This window comes from Kitasatospora sp. NPDC056184, from assembly GCF_042268405.1.
In the GTDB taxonomy this organism is placed as follows: Bacteria; Actinomycetota; Actinomycetes; order Streptomycetales; family Streptomycetaceae; genus Kitasatospora.
The window spans coordinates 47,126-58,576 of the sequence record NZ_JBHJUI010000038.1; the positions used below are offsets into that span (position 1 = coordinate 47,126).

An 11,451-nucleotide genomic window follows, 5' to 3' on the forward strand; every position below is an offset into this window, starting at 1 on the left:
TGATGACGAACTGTTCAGTTCGCTCCTCGATCAACCGATTCGGAACACGCTCCGTCGGTTGTTCCTTCTTGCGCTCACCGCGGCCACAGCCGCCGGCCGAGCAGCAGATCGGGCCGTTCGCCCACCGTCTCCATCCGCCCTGCGCAGGAATGTGAGCCCGGGCTCCGCCCCGTCCCTCCCTCACCTGCGGCTTCAGCGCTCCCCATGGCCTTCCGTCCGCTTCCCGGGCGAAGCCATGCCTTGCGCTGCCCGGAAGCCGCGCATGCCACAAGCAGGCAAGGAAACCAGCGTTGACCACGCCTTCATCTCTGACGAACCATCAGATCCCCGAGACAGTCGACGGAAGAGGACCGCAACTGGAGTTCCACGTCCTCGGTCCGGTCGAAGTACTGTCGAACGGCCACCCCATCAAGCTCTCCGGCTCCAAGATCCACACGGTGCTCAGCACGCTTCTCCTCGCCCGCGGCAGGTCCGTGACCTACGAGCAACTGAGCACCCGGCTGTGGGGCTGGTCCCCACCGTCGTCGATGCACGCGCAGATCTACACCTACATCCACAAGCTTCGAAAGCAGCTGGGGGATGCCGTCGAACTCACCCGCCAACACCGCGGCTACCGCTTAGACATCGGCGATTCCCCGTTCGACCTGGCCGAGTTCGAACAGCTCACCGAGACCGGTCGGCGGGCCCTCGCCGAGGGTGACCACCACACCGCGGCGGTCGCCCTCAGGGGCGGACTGGAACTCTGGTCCGGCCCGGCCCTGGTCAACGTCACCGAGCATCTGGCCGAAATCGAACGGCCCGCTCTGGACGAGGCATTCGCCGCGGCTACCGAACAGCGCATCGCCGCCGACCTCCTCCTGGGCCAACACGCCGCGCTGATATCCGAGTTGACCGGACTCGTCAGCCGCTACCCCCTTCGCGAGCTGTTCCGTGCCCAACTGGTCACCGCCCTGGGGCGCAGCAACCGCCAGGCCGACGCCCTGATGACCTATCACGACGGCCGCCGGCTGCTCGCCGACCAACTGGGCGTGGATCCGGGACCGGAACTCTCCGAGGCCTATCAAGCCGTCCTCTCAAGTGATCTGCCCTCCACCGTGCTTCCCGCACGAACCGTTCCGGCGGATCCCCCCCGCCGGGGCCGGCCGACCGTCGTCCTGCCACCCGACATCCGGCCGCTGGTCGGCCGTACGGCCGAACTCGTCGCGGTGGAGGGCGGGGTGACCGCCGCCGCGGCCGCTTCCTCACCAAGGGCCGCTCCGGCCCGGCTGCTGGTGACCGGACCGACCGGCTCCGGGAAGACGGCCCTCGCGGTGCGCGCGGCCCACAACTGCGCCGAACTGTTCCCCGACGGCGTGCTGTTCGTCGAGGCTGTCGAACCCGACGGCACACCGCGCGACACCGAGAGCGTCCTCACCCGGCTGCTCGACGCCATGGGCGAACCGACCGGGTCCGTCCAGGGTTCCGAGGAGGTCGCCCAGCGCTACCGCGTCCTGTCCCACGGGCGCCGGCTGCTGGTCGTCCTGGACGGCATCACCCCCGAGCAGGACATCCAGCCGGTCATCCCGGACAGCCCCTACGCGGCGGTCGTCATGACCAGCCGCAGCCGGCTGCCGACCGTCACCCATGCCGACACCATCGCGCTCGGCCCGCTCCCGCCGCGGGACGGGGTGGAACTGCTGGCCGCGATCGGCGGCCAGCGGAAGGTGCTGGAGGACCCGTCCGCCGCCAGAGCGGTCGTGGAGATCTGCGACGGACTCCCGCTCGCCCTGCGGCTGATGGGGGCCAGGCTGGCGGCCCGGCCGATGCTGACCATCGGTGACCTGGCGGCCCGGCTGGCGAACCCGCGGCGCCGGCTGGACGAGCTGTCGTACGGCCCGCAGAGCATCCGGGCCGCGCTGATGTCGTCGGTCAACCAGCTTCCGGAGGGCGCGCGTTCGCTCCTGCCCCGGCTCGGGCGGATCACCGGGTTCGAGTTCGGGGCGGAGACCCTGGCCCGCACCGCCGCCGACGAGCCGGCCCTCGAACAGCAGTTGGAGCAGCTGGCCGACGCCTGGCTGATCTCCCCGTCGTCCATCGACGACCAGGGCCGGCTGCGGTTCCGCTTCGCCTCCCTCACCCGGCTGATCGCCGCCGAACTGTCCCGGGCGGAGGCGTCGAAGGAGCCGCTGGAGGAACCGCTGGAGGAGCCGCTGGAGGACGAACCCGAGGGCCGGGACGAGGAGTTCTGCGGCGCGGTTTCCGCGTCCTGCTGACGGCCGCGCGCCGGTGCTCCGCCCCCGGGGGGACGGAGCACCGGCGCGCGTTCCGCCGCCGAACGGGCGATCCCCGCTCAGTCGGACATGGCGACCAGGATCCTGCGGCTCCCCTCGAAGGGGCGGCGGCCGTGCGCGGTCAGCACGTTGTCGATCAGCAGGAAGTCCCCGGGGTGCCAGTCCACGTCGACGGCGTGCTCCAGGCCCCGGTCCCGGATCTGCAGGATGTACTCGTCCGGGATCGGCGTGCCGTCGGCGAGGGTCACGTACTGCGGGAACTCGGCCGGCTCCAGGATCTGGTAGAGCTCGGCCGCCGTGTCGTCACCCAGTCCCGCCGGGTGCCACTGGTCGGCCTGGTTGAACCAGACCTCGGCGCCGGTCACCGGATGCGTGGTGGTGGCGCGGCGCAGCTGGCTCACCCGGATGCCGTCCGGCCCCCATTCCCACTCGGCCTCCGAGCGGGCGAGGAACTCCTCGACCGCCGCGCGGTCGTCGGTCTCGAAGGTGTCCTGCCAGCTCTTGCCGAGGCCGTAGCCGTCGTGCAGGTTCTGCACGTAGCGGATCCCGCCGGCGAAGGCCTCGCGCACCTCGGCGTCCAGCGAGGCCAGCCAGAGCTCGCCGTCCAGCACCGGGGTCGCTCCGCCGCTCTCGGCCGCCGTCTGGCAGTAGAACGCCAGCCGCGAGGGCCAGCTGCGGGCGTAGTTCAGCTCGTTGTGCATCGAGATGGTGAGCCGCTGGGGGTACTCGGTGGAGGTGTAGAGGTTGCCGCGCACCCTGGTCCGCGGCGAGTTTCCGTGCACGTAGGGCAGGCGGTTGGGCAGCAGCCGGTCGAGCACCGGCTCGACGCCCTCCGGCGGGACGCCGAAGCCGCGGAACACCAGCGCCTTCCGCTCGGTCAGCAGCGCGGTCAGCCCCTCGGTACCCAGGTCGGTGAGCCAGTCGGCCAGGTCACGCGCGCCCGCAGCCTCCGTGGTGATCTCGTGCGGGGCCCATGCCTGCTCGGTCCGGACTTCGGTGGTCATCGCGACTCCTCTCGGTGGAAGGTGATCCGGTTCATCGGGTGGCGAGTTCGTTCAGCTTGCCGAGCTTCTCGATGCCTTCCATGACCGCCCGCGACTCCACCCCGAAGTCCACCAGGCAGCCGATCTCGTCCACGCCCAGCGCCCGGATGTGCGGCAGGAGTTCGGCGGCGCGGTCGACGCCGCCGAACAAGCCCCCCGTGTCGAAGTAGCGGTCGAAGGCCCGCGCCGCGAGGTAGTCCATGTCGGCCGCCTGGAGCGTGGAGAGGTCGACGTCCTTGCCGAGGAAGTTCTTGGCCGTCAGGTTGGCGGAGCTCTTCAGGTACGCGGTGAACGGCCCGCGGACCTGCTCGCGGACCGTGTCCAGGTCGTCGCCGAGCAGGGTGTGCAGCATCAGAACGACGTGGCCGCTCCAGCCGTCGTGCTCGGCGGCGGCCACCCTGCGGTACTCGGCGATCTTCCCGGCGAGCTCCTCCAGGTTCTGGCCCAGCAGGTGGGTCAGCACACCGGCGCGCATCCGGCCGGCCGCCCGGAAGGTGTCCACGCCGCCCGCGGAGGTCATCCAGATCGGCAGCTCCGGCTGGACGGCGGGCGGGTAGGCGCGCACCTCGACCGGCCGGCCCAGGCCGTCGGTCGTGCTCAGCGACTCGCCGCGCCACAGCCGGCGCACCTCCTCCGCGGTCTCCTGGACGAGGCCCCGGCGATCGGCGTAGCTCTCCGGGCGCAGCGCGAAGTCCACCGCGTTCCAGCCGGAGGCGAAGGCGACCCCGACCCGGCCGCCCGACAGGTTGTCCACCACCGACCACTCCTCGGCGATGCGCGCCGCCGGGTGCAGGGGGGCGACCACGCTGCCGGCCCGGATGCCGATCCGCTGGGTGCAGGTGGCCAGTGCCGCGCCGAGCACGGACGGGTTGGGGTAGGCACCGCCGAACGGGTCGAAGTGCCGCTCCGGGGTCCACACGGCCGCGAGCCCGGCCTGGTCGGCGAGCTTGGCGCCCTCGATCAGCAGCTCGTAGCGGCCGGACCGGCCGGGCGCCGTGCTGTCGTGGGCGAAGTAGAACAGGCTCAGTTCCATGAACCGTCCCTTCGGTTCGGGTCAGACACTCGGGTCGGACGAGAGGGGCTGGCAAGGGGGATGACGGGTCGTCAGACCCGCGTGGGTTCGGTGGCCTGACCGGGTTCGGTGGCCTGACCGGGTTCGGGCTCCGGGCCGGGTTGCGGCTCCGGTTCCGGCGTGGAGTCCGGTTCGGGGCCGGGTTCGGGGCCGGGTTCGGGGCCGGGTTCGGGGTCGGGGTCGGGGTCGGGTTCGGGTGCCTGCGCGGCCGGGCGGGCCTGCCGGACGGCGGGGACGGCCGCCGCGCAGAGCGCGACCAGGGCCATGCCACCGGCGGTGATCAGCATCGTCCCGGCTCCGTCGAACCGGTCCAGCAGATGGCCGGAGGCGAAGGCCCCGAGCGCCGGCCCGCCCGCGGTGAGCAGTCCGGCGATCGAGGCGACCCGGCCCTGCAGCCGGGCCGGGGTGGCGGTCAGCTGGTACACCGCCGTGGCCACCCCGAAGACCGCGCCGACCAGGTTCATCGCGCCGAACAGGACGCCCAGCGCCAGCGGCCCGGTCACGAAGGCCATGCCCGCGATCAGCGCCGACCAGACGGCGAAGCCACCGACCAGCAGCACCGGGAACGGCAGCAGGCCCATCCACCAGCGGGCGGTGAGCGCCCCGACCGCGCCGCCGCAGCCGCTGATGCCGACCAGCAGACCGACCGTGTCGGGGTCGTGCCCCTGCTCCTTCACCAGGACGACGACCAACGCGAGCGAGACCACCTGGAGCAGACCGCTGCTCGCGGACACCAACGGGATCGCCGCACGCAGGAAGCGGTGGCGACGGACCCAGTCCAGGCCGTCGAGCAACTCCCGTCGAACGTCCCGGTGCCCGGTTCCCGCGCCCGGCGGGCGGCAGTCGCTCCGGATGAACCGGACGTTGACGGCGGCGACGGCGGCACCGAACGCGGCCGCGAAGTACGGCGCGGACTTCGTCCAGGTGTAGAGCACGGTGCCGATCGGTCCGCCGACCAGACCGGCCACCCGGCCGCGGGCCTCGTTCTGGGCCATCGCCGAACGCAGCTGGCCGGCCGGCACGATGACGGGGATCGAGGCGCGCTCGGCCAGGCTGGAGAAGAGCGCGCAGCTCACGTCCAGACCGATCAGCACCACCAGCGCCCGGACGTCCAACCGGTCCAGCACCAGGGCGACGCCCACGGTGGTGAGCACCAGGAGCCGGCCGAGCGCGCTGAGCTGCATCACCCGGCGGCGGTCCCAGCCGTCGACCAGAACCCCGGCCGGCAGCTGGAACAGCAGGTAGGGCAGCACGGCGGCGGTCGCCGCGTAGCCCGCCACCCGCGCCGAGCCCCCGGAGAGGCCCAGCGCGAGCAGTGGGTAGCAGACCCCGCTCAGCCGGGAGCCGAAGAACTGGAGCCAGTTCCCGGTCCAGAGCAGCAGGAAGTCGCGGTTGCGGCGCAGCGGCACCGGCGCGGTGGATTCGGTGGGCGCCGTCATGCGTCGACTCTCGATCGGAGCTCTACAGCATTCCTATGCCTCATTCCTATGCCTCGCCTTCATCCGCCGCGGGCCGCTCCCCTTCGCCGTCATCGCCTCCCACCCCGGTCGGCCGCGCTCAGCACCTCGCCGATCAGGGCGACCGCCTCCGGGTCGGTGAGCATCCGCTCGTGCTCCACGGCCACCCGGTGCTCGGCGATGCCTCCGCGCACGTACGGCTGCCACGCCGCGGGAGTGACGCCGGCCGCCGTGCTGGCGGCGGAGGAGACGAACAGGAGGTCGCCGCCGAAGACCGCCGGGTGGTGCCCGCGCATCATCCGGACGTTGTCCACGAAGGTGTCGATCATCCGCACGAGTTCGGCGTCCCCGAGGCCCAGCACCGAGGGGTTCTCCCGGCGCAGGAAGGCCAGGTACTGCTCGACGGGCAACTCGCCGCGGGCGATCGCCGCAGGGTCGAAGTCGAAGCCGACCGACCGCATCTGCGCCGCGATCACCTCCTCCCGGGTGGGCGGCGTGCTGTCCGGGGCCTCCGGGTGGGCGTCCAGGACGGCCAGCAGTTCGACGGTGGCGCCCTCGCGCTCCAGCCGGGCGGCGACCGCGTGCGCGACGTGACCGCCGAAGGACCAGCCGAGCAGCCTGTAGGGCCCCTCGGGCCGGGTCTCGCGGATCGTCCGGGCGTACCGCTCCGCCATCTCCTCGACATCGGCCGGGCGGCCGTGCGCGTCCGCCAGGCCGTGGGCCTGCAGACCGTAGACCGGCTGACCGGGGTCGAGGTGGCTGAGCAGCGCGGCGTAGCACCAGGCGGCGCCGGAGGCCGGGTGGAAGCAGAACAGCGGCGGACGGGTGCCGCGGGTGCGCAGCGGCAGCAGGTGGCGCATGGTGCCGCCGCCCCCGTTCGCCGCCTCCCCGCCGCGCGCGTGCTCGGCGAGCAGGTCCGCGAGCGCGGCCGGGGTCGGCGCGTCGAACAGCATCCGCACCGTCATCGGCGCGCCCAGCACCGCCCGGACCCGGGCGACCAGGGCCGCCGCGAGCATCGAATGACCGCCGTACTCGAAGAAGCCGTCGTCCGCACCGACGGCCGGGAGCTTCAGCACCTCGGCGAACAGTCCGCAGAGGATCTCCTCCTGCGCGCCGCGCGGCGCCCGGCGGATCCGGTCCGTGTCGTGGGCCGGGGCGGGCAGGGCCCGGCGGTCCAGCTTGCCGGTGCCGGTGAGGGGCAGCCGCTCCAGGCGGACGACGGCCGACGGCACCAGGTGGTCCGGCAGGGTCCGGCGCAGCCGTTCACGCTCGGCGGCCGGGTCGTGGGCGGCGCCGGGCTCGACCACGACGTAGCCGACCAGTCGCCGGTCCCCCGGTACGTCCTCGCGGACCAGGGCGGCGGTGGCGGTCACGCCGGCGCCGGCCGCCAGCGCGTGCCGGACCTCGCCGAGCTCGACCCGTTGGCCGCGGATCTTCACCTGGTCGTCGACCCGGCCGAGGTACTCCAGCTCGCCCTGTCCGTTCCAGCGGGCGAGGTCCCCGGTGCGGTACATCCGGGCACCGGCCGGACCGTACGGGTCGGCGACGAAGCGCTCGGCCGTCAGGCCGGGCCGGGCGTGGTAGCCGCGGGCCAGGGCGGCCCCGCCGACGTACAGCTCGCCCGGGTCGCCGGGGGCCACCGGGCGCAGTCGGGCGTCCAGCACGCGCAGGCTCGTGTTGTCGAGCGGACGGCCGACCGGCGCGCTCTCCGGCCACTGGTCCACCGCCTCGGGCAGCGTCCACGCCGAGACGACGTGGGTCTCGGCCGGGCCGTAGTGGTTGTGCAACCGGGCCCGCGGGTGAGCGGCGAAGAAGGACCGGACGGCCTCGCCCGGGTCGAGCGCCTCCCCGGCCTGGGCGACGGTGCGCAGCGCGGACAGGTCGTCCCCCTGCTCGGCCGCCGCCTCGAACACCGCGTCCAGGACCAGGTTCGGGGCGAGCAGTTCCTCGATCCGGTGCTCGGCCAGCCAGGCGGCGAGCGCGGCCGGATCGCGTCGGACGTCCTCCGGGCAGACCACCAGGGTGTCGCCGTGCAGCAGGGCCGCCAGCAGTTCCTGGACCGACACGTCGAAGCCGACGGCGGAGAACTGGGCGATCCGGCGCGGTCCGGCCGCGGGCAGGGCCCGGCCGTGCCAGTCCAGGAGGTTCCGCAGGGCCAGGGTGGTCATCACGATGCCCTTGGGACGGCCGGTGGAGCCCGAGGTGTAGATGACGTACGCGGGGTGCTGTGCCGAGGGGCGCCGCCGTTCGGGCACCGGGGCGGCCTCGGCCTCGTCCGGCCGCGCGACGTCGAGCACCCGTACGGCGCCGGCTGGCAGGCCGGCCCGCAGGGTGGCGTCGGTGACGACCACCGCCGGGTCGAGGTCCGCCAGCATGACGGCGACGCGCTCCGGCGGCAGCGCGGTGTCCAGCGGCACGTACGCGGCCCCGGACTTGAGGATCGCCACGAGCGCGACGACCGGGTCCGCCCCGCGCGGCAGCAGGACGGCCGCGTAGCGCTCCGGTCCGGCGCCGGCCGCCCGGAGCCGCGCGGCCAGGTCCTCGGCGCGCTGGTCCAGTTCGCGGTAGCTCATGGCGGTGGGGCCGGCGAGCACGGCGACGGCCTCCGGGGTGGCTGCGGCCCGCGCCTCGAACTGCTCGGCGAGGCTGCGGTCGGCCAGGACGCGGCGGGGGCCGCCGCCGGCCAGCAGCGACGCGGCCTCCTGCTGCGGATCGGCCGTGCGCAGCTCGTCCACGACGACGTCCGGACGCTCGACCGCGTCGGCGAGGACGGTGAGCAACTGGCCGACGATCCGCCGGGCGGCCGTCCGGTCGTAGGCGTCGGTGCTGTGGAGCAGGCGGCCGGCGATGCCGGAGGGCCGACCGTCCGCGTCACGGCGGCCGAACAGCGAGAAGGACAGATCGAGCCGTGCCGTCCCGGTCTCCGGGCGCTCCTCGGCGAGCCGCAGGCCGTCCACCGCGCCGGTGCCGACCGTGTCCGCCCGCTGGTCCTCCCAGACGATCTCGACCTGGAAGAGCGGGTGGCGCGCGCGGGACCGAGTGGGGTTGAGCACCTCGACCAGTCGTTCGAACGGCAGGTCCTGGTTCTCGTACGCGGCGAGATCGCGCTCGCGCACCCGTTCCAGCAGCTCGGCGAAGCTCGGCGCGCCGGACAGGTCGGTGCGCAGGACCAGGGAGTTGACGAAGAAGCCGACCAGCGGCGCGAGCGCCTCGTCGGTCCGCCCGGCGACCACGGTGCCGACGGGGATGTCGTCACCGGCCCCCGCGGCGCGCAGCACGACCGCCAGGGCCGCCTGGATCACCATGAACGGGGTGGCGTGGTGGGCGACGGCAAGCTCGCGGATCCGGGCGTGCAGCTCGGCCGGGATGTCGAAGGGGACGGTCTCGCCCCGGTTCGAGGGGAGTTCGGGGCGTCGGCGCCGGGCGGGCAGCGGAAGGTCCTCCGGGAGGTCCGCCAACGCCGCGCTCCAGTAGTCGATCTGCTGGTTGATCAGGCTGTCCGGGTCGTCCTCGCTGCCGAGCAGGTCACGCTGCCAGAGCGTGAAGTCTGCGTACTGGACGGACAGCGGCACCCAGCCGGGCGCACGGCCGGCGGTTCGCGCCCGGTAGGCCTCGACCAGGTCATGGGCGACCAGCCGCAGCGACCAGCCGTCCCCGGCGATGTGGTGGATCAGCAGGACGACCACGTGCTCGTCGCCGCCCGGCTGGAAGAGCCGGGCGCGGACCGGGATCTCGTCCTCCAGGTCGAAGGGCTGCCGCACCGCTTCGGCGACGTCCCGGCCCAGGTCCGCGGTGGGCGCCACGGTGAACGGCACCCTGGCGTCGGGACGCACCACCTGGTGGGCGCCCTCCTCGTCGGCGACGATGACGGTGCGCAGGATCTCGTGCCGGGCGGCGAGGTCCTGGAGGGCGGCGTCCAGCGCGGCCACGTCGACCTCTCCGGTGAGCCGCAACGCGGTCGGGATGGTGTAGACCGGCGAGGGGCCGTCGAGCTGGTGGAGGAACCAGAGCCGCTGCTGGGCGTAGGAGAGCGGGATCCGCCCCGGCCGTCCGCCCGCCAGTAGCGCGGGGCGGGCCCGGCCGGCCCCCTCCAGCGCGGCGGCCAGCCCGGCGACCGTCGGCGCGTCGAACAGCTGCCGGACGGCGACCTCGGCGCGGAGGACGGTCCTGATCCGGCTGACCAGCGCGGTGGCGAGCAGGGAGTGGCCGCCGAGGTCGAAGAAGTCGTCGTCGATGCCGACCTGTTCGAGACCGAGGACCTCGGCGAACAACCCGCAGAGCACCTCCTCGCGCTCGGTGCGCGGGCCCCGGCCGCCGCCCCCGGCGACCACCGGCGCGGGCAGCGCCCGCCGGTCGACCTTCCCCGAGCCCGTCAACGGGACGGACTCCAGCCCGACCACCACCCCCGGCACCATGTAGTCCGGCAGCGAGCCCGCCAGGAAGGGCCTCAGGTCCGCGAGGTCGGTACCCGGGCGCACGACCACGTACCCGACCAGCCTGCGGTCACCCGGCACGTCCTCGCGGACCGCCGCGACGGCCCGCTCCACACCCGGATGCGCGAGCAGCGCGGACTCCACCTCCCCCAGCTCGATCCGGAAACCACGCACCTTGACCTGGTCGTCGACCCGCCCCAGGTAGTCCAGCCGGCCGTCCGCACGCCACCGCACCAGATCACCCGTGCGGTACATCCGGGCCCCCGCCGGACCGAACGGATCGGCGGTGAACCGCTGCGCCGTCAGCCCCGGCCGCGCGTGGTAGCCGCGCGCCACACCGGCACCGGCCACGTACAGCTCACCCGGCACCCCCACCGGAACCGGACGCAACCCGCCGTCCAGCACGTACACCGAGGTGTTCGCCACCGCGGTGCCGATGTTCGGGGCGGCTCCGCCGGAGACCCAGGACATGGTCGAGTAGATGGCGGCCTCGGTCGGACCGTAGCCGTTGGAGAGGGACAGTGCCCGGTCGGTCAGCGCGGTCGCCAGATCGGTGCGCAGCGGCTCGCCGCCGACCAACAGGCAGAGCCCGTCGAAGGCGTCCGGGTCGTCGGCGAACACGGCCTGGAGGTGGCTCGGTGTGGCCTGGACCATCAGGGTCCGGGCCGCGGCCCGCTCTCCGCGCATCAGGGCGGCCAGCGTGAGCGGGTCGCGCACCGTGGCGGCGGGCGCGACGACCAGGGCCGCGCCGGTGACCAGCGGGAGGAAGACCTCCAGGGTGGCGATGTCGAAGGCGATGGTGGTCACCGACAGCAGCCGGTCCCCCGGGCCGAGGCCGAAGCGTTCGGCCATCGCGGCGACGGTGTTGGCCAGGCCTGAGCGGGTCACGACGACGCCCTTGGGGCGGCCGGTGGAACCCGAGGTGTAGATCATGTACGCCGCACCGGAACCCGGCACCTCGACCGTCGCGTCCCCCACCGGCACACCCGACAGATCCACCTCGTCCAGATACAACCGGGCCACATCCACCGCCGCCGCCGGATCCGCCGCACGATCCGTCAGCACCAGCACCGGAGCAGCGTCCTCCAGAACGAAACCGATCCGCCCCACCGGATGCGCCGGATCCACCGGCACATAAGCCGCACCCACCCGCGCCACCGCCAACAACGCCACCAC

5 protein-coding genes are annotated in these 11,451 nt (G+C 73.5%); 1 reads left to right on the forward strand and 4 read right to left on the reverse strand.

The annotated features are described in order from the left end of the window. Positions 1–290: 290 nt before the first annotated feature. Positions 291–2,252, forward strand: coding sequence for a BTAD domain-containing putative transcriptional regulator (locus ACFC0B_RS38480; protein ID WP_376097403.1), 1,962 nt, complete (start codon positions 291–293; stop codon positions 2,250–2,252). Positions 2,253–2,329: 77 nt separating this feature from the next. On the opposite strand, the gene ACFC0B_RS38485 is transcribed toward ACFC0B_RS38480, so the two are convergent. The 4 genes from ACFC0B_RS38485 to ACFC0B_RS38500 all read right to left on the reverse strand — a co-directional run bounded on the left by ACFC0B_RS38485 (position 2,330) and on the right by ACFC0B_RS38500 (position 11,451). Continuing rightward, positions 2,330–3,274 carry a TauD/TfdA family dioxygenase gene (locus ACFC0B_RS38485; protein WP_376097406.1) on the reverse strand — a complete coding sequence of 315 codons (945 nt, stop codon included), beginning with the start codon at positions 3,272–3,274 and terminating at the stop codon, positions 2,330–2,332. 31 nt (positions 3,275–3,305) lie between these two features. Then, complete coding sequence (locus ACFC0B_RS38490) at positions 3,306–4,346, reverse strand: MupA/Atu3671 family FMN-dependent luciferase-like monooxygenase (RefSeq protein ID WP_376097409.1); 1,041 nt, start codon at positions 4,344–4,346, stop codon at positions 3,306–3,308. 71 nt (positions 4,347–4,417) lie between these two features. Further along, on the reverse strand, positions 4,418–5,824 hold the full coding sequence (locus ACFC0B_RS38495) for an MFS transporter (RefSeq protein ID WP_376097412.1): 1,407 nt from the start codon (positions 5,822–5,824) through the stop codon (positions 4,418–4,420). Between the two features lie 89 nt (positions 5,825–5,913). Continuing rightward, positions 5,914–11,451 carry an amino acid adenylation domain-containing protein gene (locus tag ACFC0B_RS38500; RefSeq protein ID WP_376097415.1) on the reverse strand — a complete coding sequence of 1,846 codons (5,538 nt, stop codon included), beginning with the start codon at positions 11,449–11,451 and terminating at the stop codon, positions 5,914–5,916.

Bases quoted from the DNA above. Each gene is read 5' to 3' on its own strand.
- ACFC0B_RS38485 (WP_376097406.1), bottom strand. From the start codon at position 3,274: ATGACCACCGAAGTCCGGACCGAGCAGGCATGGGCCCCGCACGAGATC.
- ACFC0B_RS38495 (WP_376097412.1), bottom strand. From the start codon at position 5,824: ATGACGGCGCCCACCGAATCCACCGCGCCGGTGCCGCTGCGCCGCAAC.
- ACFC0B_RS38490 (WP_376097409.1), bottom strand. From the start codon at position 4,346: ATGGAACTGAGCCTGTTCTACTTCGCCCACGACAGCACGGCGCCCGGC.